Origin of the sequence: Streptomyces sp. NPDC041068, from assembly GCF_040647455.1 — a bacterium.
Lineage (GTDB): Bacteria > Actinomycetota > Actinomycetes > Streptomycetales > Streptomycetaceae > Streptomyces.
This window is the reverse complement of the sequence record NZ_JBEZCG010000022.1, coordinates 36157-60029: the sequence shown is the minus strand read 5'-3', so window position 1 is coordinate 60029 and position 23873 is coordinate 36157. Positions and strand designations below refer to the sequence as shown.

Genomic DNA, 23873 nt, shown 5'->3' with positions numbered 1-23873 from the left:
GGCATGGACCGCGGGACGGTCGGCAGCGCACACAGGGGCCGCCTTCTGGTCGAGGTGCGAAAAGAGGGCACGAGTGCCGTCGTGACCCCGGCGGGTGAGTTGGATCACCACACCGCCGATTTGTTGCGTGAGCCACTCGAGAACTGCCTCTCGGAGGGCTTCGCACGGCTCGTCATCGACTGCTCACGTCTTGAGTTCTGTGATTCCACGGGGCTCAACGTGCTGCTCGGGGCCCGGCTCAAGGCCGAGGCCGCGGGTGGCGGAGTCCATCTGGCCGGGATGCTGCCGGTGGTGGCCCGGGTCTTCGAGATCACCGGCGCGGAGGCCGTCTTCACCGTCCACCGGACGCTCGACGCGGCTTTGGCCGACTGAGCCCGTGCCGGTCACGCGCGAAAGTTACGCGTCAGTTGTCTCTGCGTGATCATGGCGTTACCAGCGTCACACGGACCGTGCCGAACAAGTGGGTGTTCTCACGGTTCGGCCGGGCAGGAGAGACCTGGATCCGCCGACAGCGGTTCTCAAGTCAACAGTCAGAACGGCAAGCAGCCGATGTCCCCTACTCGCCCAGAGTTCTCTACTTGTCCAGAGTCCTCAGTCCTCTTGTCGGTGAGGTGAAGCGCTGATGAGCACCACCCGGCCTTACTCGCCGGGCGATCGCGGCCCGGAGTCCGAGGCCGCCGTCGCGGACGCTCCCGCGGACCGGGTCTCCGGGGTGCCCGCGGCTCGACAGGTCCGCAGGCTGAGCCTGAACGGCGCGAGCGGCATCGTCCCGCTCGCCCGGGACTACACGCGCCAGGCGCTCCACGCGTGGGGCTGGCTGCCTGCGGACGGGGCCGACCGGCGGGCCGCCGCCGAGGACGTGCTCCTGGTCGTGTCCGAGCTCGTCACGAACGCCTGCCTGCACGCCGAGGGACCCGACGAGCTCTGGCTCTCCTGCGACGGCAAGGTCCTGCGCATCGAGGTCTCCGACCGCGGCGCGGGGCAGCCCGCGCCGCGCACGCCGCACCGCGCGGGGCGGCCCGGCGGGCACGGCATGTTCATCGTCCAGCGACTCTGCCTGGACTGGGGTGTCGTCAGGACCCCAGGGGTCACGGGCAAGACGGTCTGGGCGGAGCTGGGCGCGCCCGCCTAGCGCCTGCCGGGCGCCCGCCTGGTGCCCGTCCAGCATCTGTTTGGCGCCTGCCCGGTGCCCGTCCAGCGCCTGCCCGGCGCTCGCCCAGGGCCACGGCTGTTACCCACGGTTCGCACACGCGCCGGATCACTACGGATCCGGCGCGTCCTTTGTCTTCCCTCGACAAGGTCCCGGGCGTACCTTGAGCGCCCAATCTGATGTGCCGTCAGTAACACGAGCAACTCCGCACCGCGGCACGCCACGACCGGCATGAGGGGACAAACGAGGTGTCGCACACGAAAAAATCGGCCGCGCTCGCGCTCGCCACCGTCCTGGCCGGCGGCTCAGCGGTGCTGCTGGCCGCCCCCGCCGCGCAGGCCACCGTCCAGGACGTCAACTACCAGTGCAAGACGCCCATCGGGAACAAGGGCGCCGTCTCGCCGATCGACATCAAGAGCGTCAAGAGCGGCAGCGGCTACAAGCTCACGATGTCCTTCCAGAAGGGCGTCTCCTCCAGCCCGGTGGAGCTCGGCAAGGGCGCGATGAAGCCAAGCGCGTTGATCAAGCTGGGCGGGGCGGAGAGCGGCACGGTGCCGGTCTCCGGCGCCACGAACGCCGAGGCGATCCCCGCAAACACCCCCATCAAGATCAGTGACTTGTCGGGCACGTACACGCCCAAGAAGAGCGGCAAGGTCACCTTCACGGCCGGCGTCCTCACCATCAAGGCGCTCGGCACGACCACCACCTGTACGCCGTCCAACAACCCCAAGCCCTCCCTCGAACTGGACGTCAAGGGCTCGGGCGGCGGCTCCGACACGGGATCCGGCGGTACGTCGGGCGGCTCGACCGGCGGCGACAGCGCCTCCGGCGGCTCCGGCAGCGCACCCTCCGGCGGCGAAGAGCTCCCGCAGACCGGCCCCGCGGACTCCGCGATAGCGCTCGGCACCCTCGGCGGCACCGTGCTGCTCGCGGGCGTGGCCGGCGCGCTCTGGCTGACCCGCAGGAACCAGGCGGCGCGCTCGCGGTAGCGCGACCCGAGAGACCGGCCCACCGAACGAGGCCCCCAGGAGCCGCCGATGCCGCCGAAGCCGCCGAAGCTGTCCTCCGCGCGCGCAGCGCTGTGCGCGGCCGTCCTGCTGGCCGTCGCCGCGACCCCCGCGCACGCGGACGGCGGCGGCTCCGCCCCGTGGTCCGCGGCGCCGTCCGCGGGCGGTGGCACGCGCCCGGCGAAGGACGGGCGGCCCTACTTCTACGCGGAGGGCACCCCGGGCACGGTGCTCCAGGACACCCTGTCCGTCACCAACCCGGGTGCGAAGCCCCGCACGGTCACGCTGCGGGGCGCGGACGCGGACAACACGGGCTCCGGAGCGTTCTCCCTCACCCCGGCCAAGGGGAAGCCGAAGGACACCGGGGCCTGGATCACCTTCGCGAAGCGCCAGGTCGAGGTGCCGCCGCGCACCCGAGCCGAGGTGCCGTTCACCATGACGGTCCCCGAGGACGCGCTGCCCGGCGACCACCCCGGGGCGATCGTCGCGAGCGGCGGCGGCCACACGGTGGGCGTGCGCGTGCACCTGAGGGTCGGCGGGCCGACGCTCTCGGCGCTCACCGTGGAGCGCGTGAAGATCGACGGTGGCCGCAAGCGCATCGCGTACGACCTGGTTAACCGCGGCAACACCGTGCTGACCCCCGAGCTGGCGGTCCACGCGGAGGGGGTCTTCGGCACGCTCGTCGACCGCCCCGCGCGCAGGCTGCCGGTCGAGCTGCTGCCGGGGCGCCGCGTCTCGCTGACCGAGCCGTGGCCGGACGCCCCCGCGCTCGACGCGGTCGACGTGAAGCTCACGGCCACGGCGTCGGGCGGCGCCCACGACACCGCCACGGCATCGGGCCGCTTCGTGCCGTGGGGCGCGGTGACGGGCGGCGTCCTGCTGCTCGCCGTCGCGGGCGGCGCGACGTATCTCGTACGCAGACGGAGACGCGGCCCCGAGGTGCCCGAACCGGAGGGCGAACGGGAGAGCGGCGCAAGGGAGTTGGCCCGAGCGGGGACGGGAGAGGCACTGTGAAGGGGAAGAGCGGGAGCCGGTCGAGGGCCGGTTCCGTACCGTCGGCCGTCGTGGCCGTCCTGGCCGCCTTGGCCGTGATCGGCTTCGCGCTGCTGCCGCAGGGGTCGGCGGCCGCGGCCGACAAGCCCACCGTCACCCTCTCCAAGTCCCAGGCGGGCAAGGGCGGTTCGGTCACCGTCAAAGGTGAGGGCTGGCGCTCCGATGCGCTGCTCATGATGCTCGTCTGCGGCCAGTCCACGCCCGGCAGGGGCGTCATCGGCGGCACCAACTCCTGCGCCAACTCCGAGGGCCTCGCCGTCACCACGGACAAGGACGGCGCCTTCAGCAAGAAGCTCCCCGTGGCCGAACCGCCCAAGCCCTGCCCCTGCGTCGTCCACGTCGCCACGGTGACGGGTGAGAAGGCGCAGGTCGACACCGCGCTGAAGGTCGCGGGCCACCCGGCGAAGGCGCTGCCCGCGCCGGGCGCCGACGGCAAGCTCTCCGTTCTCACCGACACCCGCCTGGAGGGCTCCAGCGGGATCCTGACCTGGTTCGGCGCCCCGGCTCAGCGCAAGCTGGTCTTCACGGTCGGCAACGTCGGCTCGGCGCCCGTCAAGGACCCGGTCTTCCAAGTCGGCACCTCCCACGGCGTGTTCGCCCCGCAGTGGGAGGAACAGCAGTGGCGCGGCACGATCGCGCCCGGCAAGAAGGCGCAGATCAAGCTGCCGGTGGAGCTCTCGGCGGGCGCGCACGGCGACTACCTCGTCTCGCTGAAGTTCGGCGGGAAGGTCCTGGCCGAGCAGCCGTGGGGCGTGGGGCGTCCCTGGGGCGTGACCCTCTTCTGGATCCTGCTCTGCGTCGTCGTGCCCGCGGCCGTCTTCCGCATCGGCATGGCGGTCGTCGACCGCCTGCGCCCCCACCGCCGCCGGGTCTCCCGCGGCGGACGGCACCGCGGCGGCCGCATCGCCGAACTCGCCGAGCGGCTGCCGAAGTTGCGGCTGCCGCAGGGTGCCGTCGAGGCCGACGAGAGGGCCAGGGCGTCGCGTACACCGCGTACACCGCGTACGAAATCTTCGGGGGACTCCGGCACGGGCGACGGCTCCGGCACGACGGAGCCGACGGCCACGACCGCCCTGCCGTGGTTCACCCCCGACACAGACCCCGGCGCACCCGCAGGCCGGCTCTCCGCACCGTCCGACAACAGTCCGACGAAGGGAAACACGTGATCACGCATCGACGGAGAGCGGGCGCGGCCTCGGTCGCGCTCCTGCTCGGCGGAGCGGGAACCCTGTTCACGGCGGGCCCCGCACAGGCCGCCGAAGTGTCGTACAAGACGGAGTGCATCCCCCCGTCGATCTCCGGCCTGCCGCCCGTGCAGGGCACCACGGAGGTGGAGATCACGGCGCCGGCCACGGCGAAGGTGGGCGACGAGGTCGACGTCGTGTGGAAGACGACCCGAGCCGCGTCCAAGAACCCGGACGTCCTCGACCTGGACGAGAACACGGTGCGGCCGACCGGCACCATCAAGCTGGGCGGCGGCCAGACCGGCGACCTGAAGGTGGAGGGGGAGCGCAAGAACCCGCCCATCAAGAAGAACAGCCCCATGATCCTGTCCGACATGAAGGGCAAGCTGAAGCTGACCGCCGCGGGCGAGGTGACGCTGACTCCGGACGCGTACGACATCAACGTCAGCAAGCCGATCTCGACCGACACCAAGTGCGCGCCCAAGGAGCAGGTGAAGGCGGGCGCGACCATCAAGGTGACGGAGGGCGGCGGCAGTTCGGGCGGCACGGGTGGTACGTCGGGTGGCTCGACCGGCGGTGACACGGGCGGCACCGGTGGCACGGGTGGCACCGGTGGTACGGGCGGTACGGCGGGCGGGTCCTCCGGCGGTGACACCGGCGGGACCTCGGGCGGCACATCCGGCGGCGGCGACGGGCAGACCGACTTCCCCGGCAAGGAAGTCATGACCCCCTACCAGTGCAAGACGCCGATCGGCGACAAGGAAGCGACCTCGCCGGTCCAGATCAACGCCAAGAAGGACGGCGGCAGTTACGGCCTGACCGTGCAGTTCAAGAAGTCCGTGATGGACAGCCCGGCCGACATCCCGGCGGACTCCGTGAAGCCGTCGATGGAGGTGAAGCTGGGCGGCTCGGACAAGGGCACGGTGCATGTCGAGGGCCCGACCAACAAGGAGCCGATCAAGTCCGGCGACCCGATGACGATCCCTGACCTGACCGGCACGTACAAGCCGGGGGCGGACGGGAAGTCGACGTTGTCGCCCGGCGTCCTGACGGTCAAGGCCCTCGGTACGACGACGACTTGTACGCCGACCAAGGCCGAGGTCTCGCTGGAACTGGACACCTCCGCCCAGCCCGGCGGGGCGTCCGGTTCCGGTGGCGGTTCGGCGGGCGGCTCCACCACGGGCGGCGGTGCTGCCACGGGTGGCGGCTCGGCCTCCGGCGGCGGCCTCGCGGATACCGGTGCGGAGGACAACGGGGCGTTGAGGGCGCTTGGGCTCGTGGCGGGGACCGTGATCCTTCTGGGCGGCGCGGTCTTCACGTTCTTGCCGAGCCGACGAAAGGGCCTGCGCTAGGCGCCCCACCAGGGGCGCGGGGAACTGCGCGAGCAACCACAAAAGACCCGCACCCGCCGCCGAACCGCCGGAGGCAGACGCGTCTGCGGCCCGTCGGTGGCTGAGCGCGCAGTTCCCCGCGCCCCTTCAGGGCGCTAAGCGTGGCCCCGAAGCCAGCGAAGTACCGACTGCGCCATGCCGGGGGCCTTGAGGAGCGGGGCCCCGTGGGCCGAACCCCGCACCGTCCGTACCGTCACGTCCCCAAGACCCGCCCGGCCCTGCGCAGCAGCAAGCTCCGCCGAGTGGACCGGCGGTACGAAGTCCCCCGCCGAGTGGATGAGCAGGAGGGGCGCGTCATCCGCGCCCGAGGCGTGGGACGTGACCGCCAGGTCGCCCCACCGCTCCCAGCAGCGCAACGCCCCGCGGTCGGGGGAACACCCCGCGAGCCGTTGCGCGGCCCGCCGCAGCGCCCGCCGCTCGGCGGAGGCACCGGGCGCGGCTCCGTCCGTCCACGCGCGGTAGGGCACGGCCACGGGGGACAGTGCGACAACCCCCCGTACCCGCGAGCGCCCCTTCCCGTACGCCCCCGCCTGGAGGGCCAGATGGCCGCCCGCCGATGAGCCGAGCACCAGCGGCCGTTCGCCGCCCTCGCGCCGCTTCACCCACCGCAGCGCCGCCCGCACGTCGTCACGCTGCGCGGGCCAGACCGCGTCCGAGGTGAGCCGGTAGTCGGTGTCGTACACGGTGAAGCCGCGGGCCGCGAACCACCGGGCCCAGCCGCTCCAGTCGGTGTCCTTGGACCAGTAGCCGCCGTGCAGGATCACCAGGGCGGGGCCCCCGTCGCCGTACACGGTGATGTTCTGGCGGGCATGGTCCCCGTACGAGAAGAGCCGCCCGGAGGTCGGTTCGGGGGCTGCCTCGGCGGCGGCACTGGACGACAGCAGTGCCCCGCAGAGGGCCAGGGTGAGCAGCGTACGGCGCATGGCCAGATGCTCCACCGGCGGACGTCCGCACACCGGCAGAAACGCCAAGGGCCACCGCACCGGGTGGTGCGGCGGCCCTCAGTTCGGGTCAATCGGTGACGGCTCGGGACGTCAGTGGACGTCGCCCATGAGCTCCTTGACGCGCTTGCGGTACATGTACACCGCGATACCGGCGAACACCGCGAGCGCGGCCTCCGCGGCCACGACGCCCGTCTTGTTCAGGTCGACGCCGTACGTGGAGAGCAGACCGGCGACCGCGTCACCCGCCGTCACGGCGAGGAACCAGACACCCATCATCTGGGAGCCGTACTTGGCCGGGGCCATCTTCGTCGTGACCGACAGGCCGACCGGGGAGATGCAGAGCTCACCGACGGTCTGGCAGAAGTAGATCAGGACGAGCCACCAGGGGCTGACCTTGCCGTCGCCGGCCGACGTCAGCGGCAGCAGGAAGACGAAGAAGGAGATGCCGGTCAGGACCAGACCGATGCCGAACTTGACGACGGTGTTCGGCTCGCTGCCCTTGCGGTTGAGGTACAGCCACAGCCAGGCGGCGATCGGGGCCAGCGCCATGACGAGGACCGGGTTGATCGACTGGAACCAGGAGACCGGGAACTCCCAGCCGAAGACGCTGGTGTCGGCGTGGTCCTTGGCGAAGAGCGCCACGGTCGACGCGCCCTGGTCGTAGATCATCCAGAAGACGGCGGCGGCGATGAAGAACCAGATGTACCCGGACATCTTGGACTGCTCGGTGGGCGTGAGCTCCTTGTCGCGCTTGATGCGGCCGAGCACGACGATCGGGACGATCAGACCGATGAGCAGCAGCGGGACGGTCGCCCAGGTCAGCGTGTACTGACCGGTGCCCACGACGATCGCGTAGAAGACCACCGCGATGAGCAGCCAGATCATGGCCTTCTTGAGCGTGGAGGCACGCTCGGCGGCGCTCAGCGGCTTCGGCACGATGTCGGACTTCTCCGACAGGTGGCGGCTGCCCAGCAGGAACTGGATCAGACCGAACGCCATACCGAGGGCGGCGAGCGCGAAGCCGAGGTGCCAGTTGACGCTCTCGCCGATCGTGCCGATGGTCAGGGGCGCGAAGAAGGCGCCGAGGTTCACGCCGATGTAGAAGACGGTGAAACCGCCGTCACGGCGCGGGTCGGTCGGGCCGTCGTAGAGGTGGCCGACCATCGTGGAGATGTTGGCCTTCAGAAGGCCGGACCCGAGGGCGACGAAGAGCAGACCGAGGTAGAAGGTCGCGTCGGCGGGCAGGGCCAGGATGAGGTGGCCGAGCACGATGACGGAGGCCGCGATGGCCGTCGTCTTGCGCGGGCCCCAGACGCGGTCGCCGAACCAGCCGCCGGGCAGGCAGAGCAGGTACACCGTCGACATGTAGACGGAGTAGATGGCGACTGCGGTGCCCGCGTCGAGGTTCAGCCCGCCGGGGGCGACCAGGTAGAGCGGGAGGAGGGCGCGCATGCCGTAGTAGGAGAAACGCTCCCACATCTCGGTCATGAACAGAGTGGCCAGTCCGCGGGGGTGGCCGAAGAAGGTCTTCTCGGAGCCAGGGGTACTGGCGGAGTCCTTCGTCAGGCTGGACGCCATGGGTCGATCCTCGTGGGTTCGGGACGCGCGACAGGAGCGTGAGCGCGCCCGGTGGGGGGCGGTCGGCACCGTTGTCGTACGTCCAACCCCACGCCCAGGGGAGGTTCACCGCCGCAATAAGGAGGTGAAGGACGGCGACTCCGGGATCCACACCCTGGGCGCATCCTCGCGCGCAGGGCCCGACCACAGGTCATTCCTTTCAAGGCTGGCCGAAGCCGGCCCGCACATAAAAGAGACCTAAGGCGCGCACAGCGGGCCATAGGTCCTTGAGTAGTGCATCAGGCGTTGGGTCACCATACGACACGTCAGGGATGCATATGGAAGGACTTGAGAGATGGATCACAGGTGTCGCTGCAACCAACAGCACACAATCAAAGGTGTTTCTCAGAATCGCTTCCCATAGCCGCAGGCCCTGACCTCCACTGTGCGATCACCGCACGACCGTTGTCCACTGCGGACTACCATCACCTCATGACCCGTGTACTGCTCGCCGAGGACGACGCGTCCATCTCGGAGCCGCTGGCCCGCGCCCTGCGCAGGGAGGGTTACGAGGTCGAGGTGCGTGAGGACGGCCCCACCGCTCTCGACGCCGGACTGCAGGGCAGCGTCGACCTGGTCGTGCTCGACCTGGGGCTGCCCGGCATGGACGGCCTGGAGGTGGCCCGACGCCTGCGGGCCGACGGGCTCACCGTGCCGATCCTCATCCTGACCGCGCGTGCCGACGAGGTGGACACCGTCGTCGGCCTGGACGCGGGCGCCGACGACTACGTGACCAAGCCCTTCCGCCTGGCCGAACTGCTCGCCAGGGTCCGGGCCCTGCTGCGCCGCGGGGCCACGGAGCCGAAGGAGGCGCCGGCCACGCACGGCGTCCGGATCGACGTCGAGTCGCACCGCGCCTGGATGGGCGACGAGGAACTGCAGCTCACCGCCAAGGAGTTCGACCTCCTCAGGGTCCTGGTGCGCGACGCGGGCCGCGTCGTCACCCGGGACCAGCTGATGCGGGAGGTCTGGGACACGACGTGGTGGTCCTCGACCAAGACCCTCGACATGCACATCTCCTGGCTCCGCAAGAAGCTCGGCGACGACGCGGCGAATCCGCGGTACATCGCGACGGTGCGGGGCGTGGGGTTCAGGTTCGAGAAGAGCTGAGCGGCGGCGCCCCGTAAGGGGGCCTGCCCCGTAGAGGGGGCGCGGGGAACTGCGCGAGCAAGCACAACGAACCCGCACCCGCCGCCGAACCGCCAGAGGCAACTCCTTCGGCGCGGGACACTGAGTAAATGCGCCGCAGACTGATCAACAGCACCCTCGCCGTAGTCCTCGTAGTCATCGCGGTCTTCGGCGTAAGCCTCGTCATCGTGGAGACGAGAACCATCAGCAGCAGCGCCCAGGAACGCGTGGATTCCGAGGCGCTGCGCCTCGCCAGCATCGTCGACAGCCGACTGATCAGCGAGGAGAAGATCAGCGGCGACATCCTGCGCGACCAGGTCGCCACCGACCGCTACGCCCGCATCGACATTCCCGGCCGCAAGGCCATCGAGATCGGCACCCGGCCCACCGGGGACGTCATCAGCGCCACCCGCCCCGGCGAGCAGGGCGAGAAGGTCACCGTCGAGGAGCCGAAGGCGGCGGTCACCCGGGAGGTCGGCCGCACCCTCCTGATCATCGCGGCCGTGGCGCTGCTCGCCATCGTCGCGGCGGTGCTCCTCGCGGTGCGCCAGGCCAACCGCCTCGCGTCGCCCCTCACCGACCTCGCCGAGACCGCGGAGCGCCTCGGCTCGGGCGACCCCCGGCCCCGCCACAAGCGGTACGGCGTCCCGGAGCTGGACCGCGTGGCCGACGTACTGGACTCCTCGGCCGAGCGCATCGGACGCATGTTGACCGCCGAGCGGCGCCTGGCGGCCGACGCCTCGCACCAGCTGCGCACGCCGCTGACCGCGCTCTCCATGCGCCTGGAGGAGATCACCGTCACCGACGAGCTGGACACGGTGAAGGAGGAGGCGACGATCGCGCTGGCCCAGGTCGAGCGCCTGACCGACGTGGTGGAGCGGCTCCTGACCAACTCCCGCGACCCGCGCACGGGATCCGCGGTCTCCTTCGACCTGGACGAGGTCATCAAGCAGCAGTTGGAGGAGTGGCGCCCGGCCTACCGCAGCGCGGGCCGCGCCGTCGTCAGCTCCGGCAAGCGGCACCTGGAGGCGGTGGGCACGCCGGGCGCGGTGGCTCAGGTCCTCGCTGCGCTGATCGAGAATTCCCTGATGCACGGTGGCGGCACGGTCGCGCTGCGCACCCGCGTCGTCGGCAACCAGGCGGTCATCGAGGTCACGGACGAGGGTCCGGGCGTCCCGCCCGACCTCGGCGCGCGGATCTTCGAGCGGACGATCAGCGGCCGCAACTCGACGGGAATCGGCCTCGCGGTGGCCCGTGATCTGGCCGAGGCGGACGGTGGCCGACTGGAAATGCTGCAGACGACGCCGCCGGTCTTCGGGCTCTTCCTGTCGCGTACGCCCCCTTCGAGGGGCGAGGGCGAGGCCGAAACCGTCAGGTGAGTGCAGGGAGGGGAACGCCGGAGGGGAACGCCGGGGGCGTCAGCCGGCCCGTCGCGCCACGGGCCGCTCCTCGGACTCCTCCAGGAACGATTCGGCATGGGCAACGGCCTCGCGGGCGGGCAGCGCCTTGAAGACCCAGGTGCGGTACGACCAGAAGCGGAAGAGCGTGGCGATGCCCATGCCGAGGAACTTGAAGAAGTTGGCCTGCAGCCTGCCGTCCCAGCCGAACCAGTACGTCGCGGCGTAGAGCACGCCGTTCTCGATCACCAGGCCGACCGCGCTGAACAGCAGGAAGAGCGTGAGCTCCTTGGTGCGGCCGCTCTTGTCGCGGTCCTTGTACGTGAAGTAGCGGAAGCCCACGTAATTGAAGACGATGGCGACGACCGTGGCGATCACGCTCGCGCGCACCACGTGCAGATCCGTGACGTGCCGCACGAGGTTGAAGACGCCGAAGTTCACCAGGGTTCCGACCGCCCCCACGGCCCCGAACTTGGCAACTTCGCGTGCGAGCCGATCCAGCCGCACCCGAAGTGCGCCCCGTTCCGTCATGGTGGTCGCCCCAGCCCCCGTCGATTCGTACCGGTCGTTTTGGTACCTGTCGTGTACGTGCCGACGGATTGGTGTTTCGGTCGTGTCGACCCAGCCATGCTAACCAGCGGCCATCATCGGCGCGCGTGGGCGCTCGGACACTGTGGCGCCGCTGTGACAGGAGGGGCCGGGAGCCATCGGTTCCGGCCGTTCCCGGGTGGCCGATACCGGCCGATACCCTGGGGGTGTGACGTTCCCGGTAGTCGGCATGGTCGGCGGCGGTCAGCTCGCCCGCATGACCCACGAGGCGGGCATCCCCCTCGGCCTGAAATTCAAGCTCCTCAGTGACACCCCTCAGGATTCCGCGGCGCAGGTCGTCAGCGATGTCGTCATCGGCGACTATCGCGACCTGGACACGCTGCGCGAGTTCGCGAGGGGCTGCGACGTGATCACTTTCGATCACGAACACGTACCCACCGAGCACCTCAGGGCCCTGGAGGCGGACGGCATTCCCGTCCGTCCGGGGCCCGACGCGTTGGTGCACGCCCAGGACAAGGGTGTGATGCGCGCGAAGCTCATGGAGATCGGTGTGCCGTGCCCGCGCCACCGGATCGTGAAGGACCCGGCCGACGTGGCCGCCTTCGCGGCCGAGGGCGATGGGTTCCCGGTCATCTTGAAGACGGTGCGTGGTGGCTATGACGGGAAGGGGGTGTGGTTCGTCCGTTCCGTCGAGGACGCCGAAGCCCCCTTCCGGGCCGGCGTCCCGGTGCTCGCCGAGGAGAAGGTCGACTTCGTACGCGAACTGGCGGCGAACGTCGTCCGCTCGCCGCACGGCCAGGCCGTCTCGTACCCCGTCGTCGAGTCCCGTCAGGTCGACGGCGTCTGCGACACGGTGATCGCTCCCGCGCCCGACCTGGCCGAGGCCCTGGCGGGCGAGGCGCAGGAGCTGGCGCTGCGCATCGCCAAGGAGCTCGGCGTGGTCGGCCACCTCGCGGTCGAGCTCTTCGAGACCCGCGACGGCCGCATCCTCGTCAACGAACTCGCGATGCGCCCGCACAACTCCGGTCACTGGACGCAGGACGGCGCGATCACCTCTCAGTTCGCGAACCACGTCCGCGCCGTGCTCGACCTGCCGCTCGGCGACCCGCGCCCGCGCGCCGAGTGGACCGTGATGGTCAACGTCCTCGGCGGCGACTACCCGGACATGTACAGCGCCTATCTGCACTGCATGGCCCGTGATCCGCAGCTCAAGATCCACATGTACGGAAAGGACGTGAAGCCCGGCCGCAAGGTCGGTCACGTCAACACCTACGGCGACGACCTGGACGACGTGCTCGAGCGCGCCCGTCACGCAGCCGGCTACCTCAGAGGAACGATCACCGAATGACTTCCCCCGTTGTTGGCATCGTCATGGGCTCCGACTCCGACTGGCCCGTCATGGAGGCCGCGGCGAAGGCCCTCGACGAGTTCGAGATCCGCTTCGAGGTCGACGTCGTCTCCGCGCACCGCATGCCGCACGAGATGATCGCGTACGGCGAGCAGGCGGCGGACCGCGGTCTCAAGGCGATCATCGCGGGCGCGGGCGGCGCGGCCCACCTGCCCGGCATGCTGGCGTCGGTGACCCCGCTCCCGGTGATCGGCGTGCCGGTCCCGCTGAAGTACCTCGACGGCATGGACAGCCTGCTCTCCATCGTGCAGATGCCGGCGGGCGTCCCGGTGGCGACGGTCTCGGTCGGCGGCGCGCGCAACGCGGGCCTCCTCGCGGCCCGCATCCTCGCGGCGCACGACACCGAACTCCAGTCCCGTATGCGGGAGTTCCAGCAGGAGCTGAACGACCAGGCGACGGAGAAGGGCAAGCGGCTGCGCGCCAAGGTCGAGGGAGCGGGTTCCGGATTCGGCTTCGGCCCGGGGAAGTGACCGGCACAGTGACGGGTATGACGCATCCCGAGACGACGCATCCCGAGAAGCCGCATCCCGAGGAGCTGGCAGAAGCGCGTTCGCTGCTCGCCGAGTTCCCGGTGGTCGACGGCCACAACGACCTGCCGTGGGCGCTGCGCGAGAAGGCCGGTTACGACATCGACCGACTCGACATCGCCGCCGATCAGACGGGCAACCTCCACACCGACATCGCCCGCCTGCGCGCGGGCGGCGTCGGCGCCCAGTTCTGGTCGGTGTACGTACGCACGGACCTGGCGGGCGACGCCGCGGTCAGCGCCACGCTCGAACAGATCGACTGCGTCGAGCAGTTGCTGACGCGCTACCCCTCGGACCTGGCCCGCGCCCTGACGGCCGCGGACATGGAGGAGGCCCGCTCCCAGGGGCGCATCGCGTCCCTGATGGGCGCCGAGGGCGGCCACTCCATCAACAACTCCCTGGCCACGCTGCGGGCGTTGCACACGCTCGGCGTCCGCTACATGACGCTCACGCACAACGACAACATCGCGTGGGCGGACTCGGCGACGGACGAGCCCGGTGTCGGCGGCCTCTCGCCGTTCGGCCACGAGGTCGTACGCGAGATGAACCGCGCCGGCATGCTCGTGGACCTCTCCCACGTGGCGGCGACGACGATGCGGGCGGCCCTGGACACGTCCGTGGCGCCGGTGATCTTCTCCCACTCGTCCTCGCGCGCGGTGTGCGACCACCCGCGCAACATCCCGGACGACGTCCTGGAGCGGCTGCCGGGCAACGGCGGCGTGGCGATGGCGACCTTCGTGCCGAAGTTCGTCCTCCAGGCGGCGGTCGACTGGACCCTGGCCGCGGACGAGAACATGCGCGCCCACGGCTTCCACCACCTGGACACGACGCCGGAGGCCATGAAGGTCCACGCGGCCTTCGAGGAGCGCAGCCCCCGCCCCGTCGCCACGGCCGCCACGGTCGCCGACCACCTCGACCACATGCGCGAGGTGGCGGGCATCGACCACATCGGCATCGGCGGCGACTTCGACGGCACGGCGTTCACCCCGTCCGGCCTGGACGACGTGGCGGGCTACCCGAACCTGATCGCGGAGCTCCTCACCCGCGGCTGGTCGAAGCCGGACCTCGCCAAGCTGACGTGGCGGAACGCGGTACGGGTGCTGGGCGCGGCGGAGGACGTCTCCCGGGACATCAGCTCCCGACGGGGCCCGTCGATCGCGACGCTGTCCCAACTGGACGGCTGAGGCAGGGCGCCCCGTAAGGGGCGCGGGGAACTGCGCGCTCAGCCACGAAGGACCCGCAGTCGCGTCTGCCTACGGCGGTCGCCGCGGGTGCGGCTTTGTTCTTGGTTGCTCGCGCAGTTCCCCGCGCCCCTGAAGGGGCCACGAGACGGTGCCCTCCCCCTGAGGCCAGGGGGAGGGCACCGTCACCGCTGAAGCGCCGCAGGCTACGGCAGGTTGCGGGCCATCACGATCCGCTGGACCTGGTTCGTGCCCTCGTAGATCTGCGTGATCTTCGCGTCGCGCATCATGCGCTCGACGGGGTAGTCACGGGTGTAGCCGTAACCGCCGAGGAGCTGGACGGCGTCCGTCGTGGCCTCCATCGCGACGTCGGAGGCGAAGCACTTCGCCGCCGCGCCCAGATAGGTCAGGTCGGCGTCACCGCGCTCGGAGGCCGCGGCGGCCTGGTAGGTCAGCGCGCGGGCGGCCGAGATCTTCATCGCCATGTCCGCGAGCATGAACTGGATGCCCTGGAAGTCGGCGATCGGCTTGCCGAACTGCTTGCGCTCCTTGACGTACCCCTTGGCGTAGTCGAGGGCGCCCTGGGCGATGCCGAGGGCCTGCGCCGCGATCGTGATGCGGGTGTGGTCCAGGGTCTTCATGGCGGTCGCGAAGCCCGTGCCCTCCTCGCCGATCATGCGGTCGGCGGGGATGCGGACGTTGTCGAGGTAGACCTCGCGGGTGGGGGAGCCCTTGATGCCGAGCTTCTTCTCCGGGGCGCCGAAGGAGACGCCCTCGTCACCCTTCTCCACGACGAAGGCGCTGATGCCCTTGGAGCGCTTCTCGGGGTCGGTCACGGCCATGACCGTGTAGTACTCCGAGACGCCCGCGTTGGTGATCCAGCGCTTGACGCCGTTGAGCACCCAGGAGTCGCCGTCGCGCACGGCCCTGGTCTTCATGCCCGCCGCGTCCGAACCGGCGTCCGGCTCGGAGAGGCAGTAGGAGAACATGCCCTCGCCCTTGGCCAGCGGCGTCATGTACTTCTTCTTCAGCTCCTCGGAGCCGGAGAGGATGACGGGCAGCGAGCCGAGCTTGTTCACGGCCGGGATCAGCGAGGAGCTGGCACAGACGCGGGCCACTTCCTCGATGACGATGACGGTCGCGAGGGCATCGGCGCCCGCGCCGCCGTAGCTCTCCGGTACGTGGACGGCGTGCAGGTCGTTGGCGACCAGCGCGTCGTGCGCCTCCTGCGGGAAGCGGGCCTCCTCGTCCACCGCGGCGGCGAACGGACCGATCTTCGCCTCGGAGAGCGAGCGGATCGCGTCGCGGAGCATGTCGTGCTCCTCGGACGGGCGGTACAGGTCGAAATCAGCCGATCCGGCCAAGGTCTCTCACGCTCCCAGGACGCTAACTACCGTTAAGTAACCCAAATTTTAGTGTCGCCTGCCGTGCGAGGGATACGTGAGCTTGGCGACAGCGGAGATCGTGCCCTTTCAGGGGCCTGCGCACGCGCGACTATGCTCGACCCGCACCGAAGCCCCCGCACCTCTGGAGCACCGCATGGCCCTCAAGATCACCGTGATCGGCACCGGCTATCTCGGCGCCACGCACGCCGCGGCCATGGCCGAGCTCGGCTTCGAGGTGCTCGGCCTGGACGTCGTGCCCGAGAAGGTCGAGATGCTCCAGCGGGGCGAGGTCCCCATGTACGAGCCCGGCCTCGAGGAACTGCTGCGCAAGCACGTCGCGGGCATCGAGGGCTCCAGCGGTCGGTTGCGCTTCACCATGGACCCGGCGGAGGTCGCGGAGTTCGGCGACATCCACTTCGTCTGCGTGAACACCCCGCAGAAGCACGGTGAGTACGCGTGCGACATGTCGTACGTGGACGCCGCGGTCGAGTCCATCGCGCCGCACCTCACCAGGCCGTGCCTGGTGGTCGGCAAGTCCACCGTCCCTGTCGGCAGCGCGGACCGCCTCGCCGCGCGGCTCCTGGAGCTCGCCCCGGCGGGCGCGGAGGCCGAACTGGCCTGGAACCCGGAGTTCCTGCGGGAGGGCTTCGCCGTGCAGGACACGCTGCACCCCGACCGGATCGTGGTCGGCGTCCGCAGCGAGAGCGCGGAGAAGCTGCTGCGCGAGGTGTACGCGACCCCGATCGAGGAGGGCTCGCCCTTCGTCGTCACGGACTTCCCGACCGCCGAGCTGGTGAAGACCTCCGCGAACTCCTTCCTGGCCACGAAGATCTCGTTCATCAACGCGATGGCCGAGGTGTGCGAGGCGGCGGGCGGCGACGTCGTGAAACTGGCGGAGGCGCTCGGGCACGACGACCGGATCGGGAAGAAGTTCCTGCGGGCCGGGATCGGCTTCGGCGGCGGCTGTCTGCCGAAGGACATCCGCGCCTTCATGGCGCGCGCGGGCGAGCTGGGTGCGGACCAGGCGCTGACCTTCCTGCGCGAGATCGACTCCATCAACATGCGCCGGCGCGGCCAGATGGTCGAGATGGCGCGGGAGGCGCTGGGCGGCGGGTCCTTCCTCGGCAAGCGGGTCGCGGTCCTCGGCGCCACGTTCAAGCCGGACTCGGACGACGTCCGTGACTCCCCGGCGCTCAACGTCGCCGGGCAGATCCACCTCCAGGGCGGCCAGGTCACGGTCTACGACCCCAAGGGCATGGTGAACGCCCGCCGTCTCTTCCCCACCCTCGGCTACGCGGACTCGGCGGTCGACGCGGTGCGCGGCGCGGATGTCGTCCTGCACCTCACGGAGTGGCGCGAGTTCCGCGAGCTGGACCCGGCGGACCTCGCCGCGGTGGCCGCGGCTCCCGTCATCCTGGACGGCCGCAACGCCCTTGACCCGGCGGCTTGGCGTGCCGCCGGCTGGACGTACCGAGCGATGGGCCGTCCGGCGGCTTAACGGTTCGCTCCACAGGGGCTGCCTCGTTCGGTGGTTCGGAGTCTGCGGGCCGGTTCTTGGCTGGTCGCGCAGTTCCCCGCGCCCCTTGAAGGGGCGCCTCCGTCGGCCTGGGGCGTGCCCCTTCAGGGGCGCGGGGAACTGCGCGAGTAACCCAATCAAACCCGCACATGCGACGGACCTGATTACCCACGGCGCTCTACTCGGTCACCCCCAGCGGCGCGCCCCCGTGCCCGATAGGCCCGCATCTTCGCCCGCGCCCCGCACACCCCCATGTCACACCACCGGCTCCGCCCCGCCGGGCTGCGGTCGTAGTACGCCCAGTGGCAGTCCGACGCCTCGCAGGCCTTGAGGCGGAGCCATGTGCCCGCGGTGATCGCCTCGGCGATGGCCGAAGCCACCCGCGCGGTCAGCGACGACGCGTCCGCGGGCGCCAGTGACGCCGCACCGGAGGCCGCGTCCACCGTCACCACCAGCGGCGCCGAGGCCAGGAGCCCGGTCAGGTCGGGGACCGCCCTGTGCGGCGGATGCCCGGCGTGCGCGAGGCACGCCGCCCGCAACGACTCCCGGAGTTCGCGCGCCGCGGCAGCCTCGCCAGGCGCGAGCCCGAACGCGCTCAGCCCTTCCTCCGTGGCCAGCGCGTCCACGCCCGTCTCCACGTTCAGCGTGTTCACCAGCTCCTGGACCAGCGCGAGCCCTCCCGGCGCGGGCGCTCTGTCATTCATGGTTGCGACGTTACCCCTTCTGCGGGAGCATGAAGTAACCGTTACCGGCTGAAGCAATTAACCGGTAATTCCTCCGGGAGGAGAGCTATGCCCTTCGCCAAGCTCCGCGTCGTCGCCCTGGACTGCCCCGACCCCTTCGCCCTCGCCGAGTTCTACGCCGCCGTCATCGGCGGCACCCCCGCCCAGCACTTCGAGGGCTGGGTCGACCTGGAGGGCCACGACGGCACGCCCCTCGCGTTCCAGGAGTCCCCGGGCCATGTGCCGCCGACGTGGCCGTCGACCGACGGCTCGCAGCAGTTCCACCTGGACCTCACGGTGGAAGACATGGACGCCGCGGAGAAGCAGGTCCTCGCGCTCGGCGCCACCGTCCTCGACGCCGCCGACCGCAACCGCAGCTGGCGGGTTTACGCGGATCCCGCGGGGCACCCGTTCTGTCTGTGTGCCGAGTGAGCAGGAGGAAGCCATGACTGACGCCCAGGACCCCACCACTCCCACCACCCCCATCGCCCGCCTGCGCAACGTCGTCCTCGACTGCCCACGCCCACGCGAACTCGCCGAGTTCTACGCCCAGGTCATCGGCGGCACCATCGAGGACGACGGCGACTGGATCGACCTCGTGGCCGAAGGGCGCGTCAAGGTGTCGTTCCAGCAGGTGGAGGGCCTGCGCCCGCCCGAGTGGCCCCGCTCCGACGTCAACGCCCAGCAGATCCACCTGGACCTGGACGCGGGCCGCACCGACGAGGAGATCGACGCCGCCCAGGAGAAGGTGCTCGCCCTCGGCGCGCGCCCGCTCGACCTGGACGACGACGGCGGCAAGCGCGACTTCCGCGTGTACGCCGACCCTGCCGGGCACCCCTTCTGCCTCTGCAAGATCCCTTGAGTCGGGAGGCGTTGACCCCGGCTACCCGTCCAGGCGCTCTATCGTCGCCGTCGACGCGGCCCGCCGCTCCCGCGCGGCCCGCGCCGTGAAGTCCGCGCCGCGCAGCGCCCGTTGGACGTTGCCCCAGGTGAGCAGCGCCAACTCGGCCTCGGACCAGTCGCGTTCGAGCAGCTCGGCCACCAGGCGCGGATAGCAGGACGCGTCGCCGAGGCCCTCCGGGTGCGCCTCGGCGGCGTCGTACGTCCCCGACAGGCCGACGCACTCCGGTCCCGCGACGCGGCGTACGCGATCGAGGTGGTCCGCCACATCACGTACGGAAGGACCCGTCCGCTCGGCGGCGAGCGGGACCAGGCACAGACCCTTGGCGGCACCGACCGCGGCGAGGAGGTCGTCGCCGAGGTTCGCCGGATGCTCGCGCAGAGCACGAGCCCCGGAGCGGGTGAAGATCACCGGAGCTTTGGAGACGGCGAGGACCCGCCGCGCCGTCGCCTCGGACGCGCCGGAGAGGTCCGCGAGGACCCCGAGCCGGTTCATCTCCCGCACGACCTCCTCGCCGAACGTCGTCAGCCCGTCCGCGCCCGCCCACGACGTACCGGAGAGGGTGACCGCGCACAGACCCAGGCTGTGCAGCGCCCGCAGCGTGCCCAGCGAGTCGCCGAGCGCGCCGCCCTGGGCGGGGCCGATCAGCGTGGCGATGCGCCCGCAGTTGCGCGCGTCGGCGGCCTCCGAGGCGTTGCGGGCGAGCCGCAGGCCCTCGGGGTGGGCGTCGACGACGTGCTTGACGAGGTCGATCTGTTCCAGGGTCGTGCCGACCGCCCGGTCCGGGCTCGTCCCCTCGGGCACGTGCACGGACCAGAACTGCGCCCCGACCCGGCCCTCGCGCAGCCGCGGGATGTCGCTCTCCAGGCCGCTGTCGCCCGTCTCGAAGTCGTACCAGGGCAGTTCGCGCAGCTTCCGCGGCAGACCGCTGTACCCGTCGGCGACGGGGTGCGCGGTGAGCAGGGCGTGGGCCCGCGCGCACCGGGTCTCCGGCTGGGGGTCGGGCTCCCGCACGGGAAGCGGCTCGGCAACGGGCTCGGGCGGGGCGGGGGGTTTGTCGAGCTCCCCGGCCTCGGCGGTGGTGTTGAGTTCCTCCTGCAGGTCTGCCATGGCAGGGCTCCGGACGTCGGCGGTGGCAGTTCGGACCACCGTGACACGGAGCCGCCGCGGCTTCGCGGCGGGCGGACCGTTCGGGGGTACGCGTACCGCCAAAGGGCCCCGCCGCCGCGCCGCGGGAGCGTCTCAGCTGCCCGAGACCGTCACCTTCTCGTCGTTGTTCAGCTCGTTCACCAGCTGCTTGACCTTGGCCTTGTCCCAGAGCAGGTTGCTGCCCACGGAGCCCGCGACCGGCATGTTCATGGAGGTGCCGTCGCCGCCGCTGATGCCCTTCATCGCCCAGAACATGGAGGCCACGTCGGTCAGGCCCATGTCCTTGTCGACGACCAGCGTGTCCAGGCCCGCGCCCATCGTGGGGTAGAGCTTGAACGGGTTCATGATCGTGCCGGGCGTCGCCACCTGGTTGGCGAGGGCCGAGAGGAACTTCTGCTGGTTCTTCGTGCGCTCCAGGTCGCTGCCGAAGGCGTGCCGGGTGCGGACGAAGGCGAGCGCCTCCTGGCCGTTCAGGGTCTGCTTGCCCGCCTCGAAGTCGGCGCCCGACCACTTGTCCTTGAAGGCCTTCGGGATGTCCATCTCGACGCCGCCGACCGAGTCCACGATCTTGGCGAAGCCGCCGAACCCGATCTCGGCGTAGTGGTCGATCTTCAGGCCGGTGTTGTACTCGATGGTGCGCACGAGCAGCTCGGGGCCGTCCTCCGCGTACGCCGCGTTGAGCTTCGTCTGGCGGCCGGTGTTCGGGTAGAGCTTGCCGGACTCGGCGCCCTTGAAGGACGGGATCGTCACGTTCGAGTCGCGGGGCAGCGAGATCATCGTGTTCCCGCCGTCGTCCGCGACGTGCAGGATCATCATCGAGTCGGTGCGCTTGCCCTCGGCCGAGCCCGTGTGGAGCTTCTTCTTCTCCTCGTCGGACATGCCCTTGCGGCTGTCGGAGCCCACGATCAGGTAGTTCGTGCCGGCGCCGCCCTCGGGCCGCTCGATGACCTTGGAGAGGTCGACCTCGCGCTTGAGCTTGCCGTCGGCCCAGAAGTACGTGGCGACGGACGTCACGAGCAGGACGCTCACCAGGGTGATCGACCCGATCTTGATCCGGCGCCGCCAGTTCGGCGCGGGGCGCGGGCCGCGCGGCGGGTGTCCGTCGCCGCCCCGGCCCGCGCCGTTGCCGCTGTTCGGCTGGCCGTAGACCTGGCCGGTGTTGTAGCCGCTGTCGTAGCCCTGGCTCTGCCCGTACGGGTCCTGGCGCGGGGTCCGCGGCTCGAAGACGTCGTCGCGGGCGTCGCCGTAGGGCTGTCCGTTCCCGTACTGGTCGCCGTACTCGTCGTACGCCGGCTGGGAGGGGACCTGGCCGGGCGGTGGGCCTGCCGGACGGGAGGGCCGGCCGCGCTGGATGTGCCGCATCACGCGGGCGCCCTCGGGCTGGGCGTTCCCGCTGCCGCGGCCGTGTCCTCGGCCGCCCGCCTGATCGTCTGGCCAATCGCTCATGTGGCTTAGTGTGCAGTGCCGGGCCGGGAGGCTTACAGGGCGGTCGGGATTTCGGGCCAGGGCTGTTGCAGAGCTGATGCAAAGCGACCGAGGAGGGCTCGGACATACGTCCGGCATAGGGTGGAGCGCATGACAGATCAGGCTCCCAGTCCAGAATCGGAGATTCCGGGCAAGCCGACCTCGGCGTCCCGCACCACCCTCAGCCACATCATGACCCACAACGACACCAACCTCCTCGGGACGGTGCACGGTGGCGTGATCATGAAACTGGTCGACGACGCGGCGGGAGCCGTCGCCGGACGCCACTCGGGCGGCCCCGCGGTCACCGCGTCCATGGACGAGATGGCCTTCCTCGAACCGGTCCGCGTCGGCGACCTCGTCCATGTGAAGGCCCAGGTCAACTGGACCGGACGCAGCTCCATGGAGGTCGGGGTCCGGGTCCTCGCCGAGCGCTGGAACGAGTCGACGCCCGCCCAGCAGGTCGGCTCCGCGTACCTCGTCTTCGCCGCGGTCGACGCGGACGGCAAGCCCCGCACCGTCCCCCCGGTCCTCCCCGAGACGGACCGCGACCGCCGCCGCTACCAGGAGGCCCAGATCCGCCGCACGCACCGCCTCGCGCGGCGCCGGGCCATCAAGGAACTGCGCGAGTCCCGGGCCGCGGAGGGCTTCGACGACTGAGCCGTCCGCTCACCTCAGGAGCGCCGCTCAGGGGCAGACGACCTGGTCCCCGGTGACCGCGCCGAACTCGCCCTGGTAGGCGTCCTCCGCCCGCACCGGCCGCACCGCCTTGAAGTCCGAGCCCGCGATCACCTTCAGCGTCGCGCCCTGCCCCTTGACCTTCCGCATCTCGCACCCCGGAAGCGCCGTGGCCAGGGACTTCGCCGAGCGGTCCCAACGCGGGTCGTACGCGACGACGGTCCGCTCGGCGGGCTTCTTCTTCGCCCCCGGGACGTTCCCCGGCACCCGCGTGGTCCGGAAGCCCGTCGCCCGAAGCGCCGCGTCGACGCGCTTGCCGAGCCCCGGCGTCCCCGTGCCGTTGTCCACCTGGACCCGGATCTGCTGGGGCGAGACGCCCACGAGCGCCGTCCTGGCCTTGTTGCGGTGCGGGGCCAGCGGGCGGTCCTCGCGCAACGCCTCGAACAGCTTCTTCGACTTGGTCTTGTGCCACTTCAGCGTCGAGCCGATGCCCGGGACGCTCTTGCCCTTGGCGCTCAGCGGCACGGTCGTGAACTCCGACGACGACGGCGAGAAGTTCCGCATCGCCCGCCCGAGGTCCAGCATGTCGCCCGTCCCGAAGCCCTTGTCCGCGCGGACCGAGCCCAGCAGGGTGCGCGTCACGTCGCGGAACTTGACCGGATTCAGCAGGACGCCGCTGCCCGTCGCCTTCGCGATGAGCGCCGCGAGGAAGCGCTGCTGACGCTGCATGCGCCCCAGGTCGGAGGCCCCGTCGACGTACCGCGAGCGCACGTACTGGAGCGCCTCGCCGCCGTTCAGCTCGTGCGTGCCGACCGACAGGTCGAGCCCGGTGTGCGAGTCCCTCAGGGGGCGTGCCGTGCAGATCTCCACGCCGCCGAGCACGTCCACGGTCTTCATGAAGCTGGTGAAGTCGACCTCCAGATAGTGGTCGATCTTGACCTTCGTCATGTGCTCGACGGTGCGCACCGTGAGGTTGGGACCGCCCTCCGCGTACGCCGCGTTGATCTTGTTGGCGTGCTCGTGGTGCTTCTCGCCGGTGGTCTGGTCGGTGTGCGCGGGCAGATCCGCGTACGAGTCCCTGGGCAGGCTCACGACGCTCGCGCGGTCCCTGTCCTCCGAGATGTGCACGATCATGATCGTGTCCGTGCAGTGGCAGGGCGCGCCGCCGAGGCGGTACTTCGCCTTCTCCTCGGCGCTGATCTTGTCGCGGCCGTCGGTGCCGACGAGCAGGACGTTCATGCCGTTGCCCGGCGCGGGCCTGTTCTTCATGTCCTTGAAGGCGTCGACCCGCTTGATCCCGGTGTCGAGGCTGGTGACGACGCCGTGCCCGATGCCGGCCGCGGCAAGGACCGTCACGGAGAAGGTGGTCGCCACCCGCATGGCCCAGCGGGGCCGCTTTCCCCGCCCGGCTGACTTCCGGGCGGGCTTTCGGTCCTGCGGACGGGGGCGGCGCGGGGAGGGGGCGGGGGAGCGGGGCGGTGTGGGCACGTGGAGGACACCTCCGCGGAGACGGGTCCGGGCT

Annotated in this window: 23 protein-coding genes; 15 read left to right on the top strand and 8 right to left on the bottom strand. The window is 70.8% G+C overall.

Annotated elements, in window-relative coordinates:
* The first annotated feature begins 3 nt into the window (after positions 1 to 3).
* The 6 genes from AB0B50_RS37870 (at position 4) to AB0B50_RS37845 (ending at position 5746) form a co-directional block, all read left to right on the top strand.
* Positions 4 to 372 carry an STAS domain-containing protein gene (locus AB0B50_RS37870; protein WP_362340493.1) on the top strand — a complete coding sequence of 123 codons (369 nt, stop codon included), beginning with the start codon at positions 4 to 6 and terminating at the stop codon, positions 370 to 372.
* 250 nt (positions 373 to 622) lie between these two features.
* A complete protein-coding gene (locus AB0B50_RS37865; RefSeq protein ID WP_362340491.1) occupies positions 623 to 1132 on the top strand; it encodes an ATP-binding protein in 510 nt (169 codons plus the stop codon).
* A gap of 266 nt (positions 1133 to 1398) precedes the next feature.
* Positions 1399 to 2139, top strand: coding sequence for an LPXTG cell wall anchor domain-containing protein (locus AB0B50_RS37860; RefSeq protein WP_362340489.1), 741 nt, complete (start codon positions 1399 to 1401; stop codon positions 2137 to 2139).
* Between the two features lie 48 nt (positions 2140 to 2187).
* Complete coding sequence (locus tag AB0B50_RS37855) at positions 2188 to 3171, top strand: hypothetical protein (RefSeq protein WP_362340487.1); 984 nt, start codon at positions 2188 to 2190, stop codon at positions 3169 to 3171.
* 50 nt (positions 3172 to 3221) lie between these two features.
* Entirely contained in the window at positions 3222 to 4376 is a 1155-nt protein-coding gene (locus AB0B50_RS37850; RefSeq protein ID WP_362340485.1) for a hypothetical protein, read from the top strand.
* Positions 4376 to 5746: a hypothetical protein gene (locus tag AB0B50_RS37845; protein WP_362340681.1), complete on the top strand. Its 1371-nt coding sequence runs from the start codon at positions 4376 to 4378 to the stop codon at positions 5744 to 5746. Before AB0B50_RS37850 ends, AB0B50_RS37845 begins: the two co-directional genes overlap by 1 nt.
* Positions 5747 to 5880: 134 nt before the next feature.
* Here AB0B50_RS37845 and AB0B50_RS37840 read toward each other — a convergent pair whose 3' ends face one another.
* Together AB0B50_RS37840 and AB0B50_RS37835 are read right to left on the bottom strand one after the other, a co-directional pair.
* A complete protein-coding gene (locus tag AB0B50_RS37840) occupies positions 5881 to 6708 on the bottom strand; it encodes an alpha/beta hydrolase (protein WP_362340483.1) in 828 nt (275 codons plus the stop codon).
* Between the two features lie 111 nt (positions 6709 to 6819).
* Positions 6820 to 8307, bottom strand: coding sequence for an oligopeptide:H+ symporter (locus AB0B50_RS37835; RefSeq protein WP_362340481.1), 1488 nt, complete (start codon positions 8305 to 8307; stop codon positions 6820 to 6822).
* Between the two features lie 471 nt (positions 8308 to 8778).
* On the opposite strand from AB0B50_RS37835, the gene AB0B50_RS37830 reads away from it, so the two are divergent.
* Both AB0B50_RS37830 and AB0B50_RS37825 read left to right on the top strand, forming a co-directional pair.
* Positions 8779 to 9456 carry a response regulator transcription factor gene (locus AB0B50_RS37830; protein WP_055544110.1) on the top strand — a complete coding sequence of 226 codons (678 nt, stop codon included), beginning with the start codon at positions 8779 to 8781 and terminating at the stop codon, positions 9454 to 9456.
* A 128-nt stretch (positions 9457 to 9584) separates the two neighbouring features.
* Positions 9585 to 10853 carry an ATP-binding protein gene (locus tag AB0B50_RS37825; RefSeq protein ID WP_362340479.1) on the top strand — a complete coding sequence of 423 codons (1269 nt, stop codon included), beginning with the start codon at positions 9585 to 9587 and terminating at the stop codon, positions 10851 to 10853.
* A 39-nt stretch (positions 10854 to 10892) separates the two neighbouring features.
* Here AB0B50_RS37825 and AB0B50_RS37820 read toward each other — a convergent pair whose 3' ends face one another.
* Positions 10893 to 11402 (bottom strand): GtrA family protein, encoded by a 510-nt coding sequence (locus AB0B50_RS37820; RefSeq protein WP_362340477.1) that lies wholly within the window; start codon positions 11400 to 11402, stop codon positions 10893 to 10895.
* A gap of 247 nt (positions 11403 to 11649) precedes the next feature.
* On the opposite strand from AB0B50_RS37820, the gene AB0B50_RS37815 reads away from it, so the two are divergent.
* The 3 genes from AB0B50_RS37815 to AB0B50_RS37805 are packed head-to-tail and all read left to right on the top strand — an operon-like array spanning position 11650 to position 14539.
* Positions 11650 to 12768 carry a 5-(carboxyamino)imidazole ribonucleotide synthase gene (locus AB0B50_RS37815; protein WP_362340679.1) on the top strand — a complete coding sequence of 373 codons (1119 nt, stop codon included), beginning with the start codon at positions 11650 to 11652 and terminating at the stop codon, positions 12766 to 12768.
* Positions 12765 to 13298: a 5-(carboxyamino)imidazole ribonucleotide mutase gene (purE, locus tag AB0B50_RS37810; RefSeq protein ID WP_362340475.1), complete on the top strand. Its 534-nt coding sequence runs from the start codon at positions 12765 to 12767 to the stop codon at positions 13296 to 13298. The genes AB0B50_RS37815 and purE overlap by 4 nt, the downstream gene beginning before the upstream one ends.
* Before the next feature lie 17 nt (positions 13299 to 13315).
* Positions 13316 to 14539, top strand: coding sequence for a dipeptidase (locus AB0B50_RS37805; protein ID WP_362340473.1), 1224 nt, complete (start codon positions 13316 to 13318; stop codon positions 14537 to 14539).
* Between the two features lie 203 nt (positions 14540 to 14742).
* On the opposite strand, the gene AB0B50_RS37800 is transcribed toward AB0B50_RS37805, so the two are convergent.
* Positions 14743 to 15900 carry an acyl-CoA dehydrogenase family protein gene (locus AB0B50_RS37800; protein ID WP_362340471.1) on the bottom strand — a complete coding sequence of 386 codons (1158 nt, stop codon included), beginning with the start codon at positions 15898 to 15900 and terminating at the stop codon, positions 14743 to 14745.
* 175 nt (positions 15901 to 16075) lie between these two features.
* Here AB0B50_RS37800 and AB0B50_RS37795 point away from each other — a divergent pair, with 175 nt between their 5' ends.
* The gene (locus tag AB0B50_RS37795) at positions 16076 to 17419 is read left to right on the top strand and encodes a UDP-glucose/GDP-mannose dehydrogenase family protein (RefSeq protein ID WP_362340469.1); all 1344 of its coding nucleotides are present in this window, start codon (positions 16076 to 16078) and stop codon (positions 17417 to 17419) included.
* A gap of 182 nt (positions 17420 to 17601) precedes the next feature.
* On the opposite strand, the gene AB0B50_RS37790 is transcribed toward AB0B50_RS37795, so the two are convergent.
* Positions 17602 to 18141 (bottom strand): CGNR zinc finger domain-containing protein, encoded by a 540-nt coding sequence (locus AB0B50_RS37790; protein ID WP_362340467.1) that lies wholly within the window; start codon positions 18139 to 18141, stop codon positions 17602 to 17604.
* Positions 18142 to 18228: 87 nt separating this feature from the next.
* Between AB0B50_RS37790 and AB0B50_RS37785 the strand changes: the two genes are divergently transcribed.
* Both AB0B50_RS37785 and AB0B50_RS37780 read left to right on the top strand, forming a co-directional pair.
* Positions 18229 to 18591, top strand: coding sequence for a VOC family protein (locus AB0B50_RS37785; RefSeq protein ID WP_362340466.1), 363 nt, complete (start codon positions 18229 to 18231; stop codon positions 18589 to 18591).
* A gap of 13 nt (positions 18592 to 18604) precedes the next feature.
* Positions 18605 to 19021 (top strand): VOC family protein, encoded by a 417-nt coding sequence (locus AB0B50_RS37780; protein ID WP_362340464.1) that lies wholly within the window; start codon positions 18605 to 18607, stop codon positions 19019 to 19021.
* Positions 19022 to 19042: 21 nt separating this feature from the next.
* Here AB0B50_RS37780 and AB0B50_RS37775 read toward each other — a convergent pair whose 3' ends face one another.
* Both AB0B50_RS37775 and AB0B50_RS37770 read right to left on the bottom strand, forming a co-directional pair.
* Positions 19043 to 20170, bottom strand: coding sequence for a dipeptidase (locus AB0B50_RS37775; protein WP_362340462.1), 1128 nt, complete (start codon positions 20168 to 20170; stop codon positions 19043 to 19045).
* A 132-nt stretch (positions 20171 to 20302) separates the two neighbouring features.
* On the bottom strand, positions 20303 to 21655 hold the full coding sequence (locus tag AB0B50_RS37770) for an LCP family protein (RefSeq protein WP_362340460.1): 1353 nt from the start codon (positions 21653 to 21655) through the stop codon (positions 20303 to 20305).
* A gap of 129 nt (positions 21656 to 21784) precedes the next feature.
* Here AB0B50_RS37770 and AB0B50_RS37765 point away from each other — a divergent pair, with 129 nt between their 5' ends.
* A complete protein-coding gene (locus AB0B50_RS37765; protein WP_362340459.1) occupies positions 21785 to 22333 on the top strand; it encodes an acyl-CoA thioesterase in 549 nt (182 codons plus the stop codon).
* A gap of 27 nt (positions 22334 to 22360) precedes the next feature.
* Here AB0B50_RS37765 and AB0B50_RS37760 read toward each other — a convergent pair whose 3' ends face one another.
* Positions 22361 to 23731, bottom strand: coding sequence for an LCP family protein (locus AB0B50_RS37760; protein WP_362340457.1), 1371 nt, complete (start codon positions 23729 to 23731; stop codon positions 22361 to 22363).
* Between the last annotated feature and the right edge of the window lie 142 nt (positions 23732 to 23873).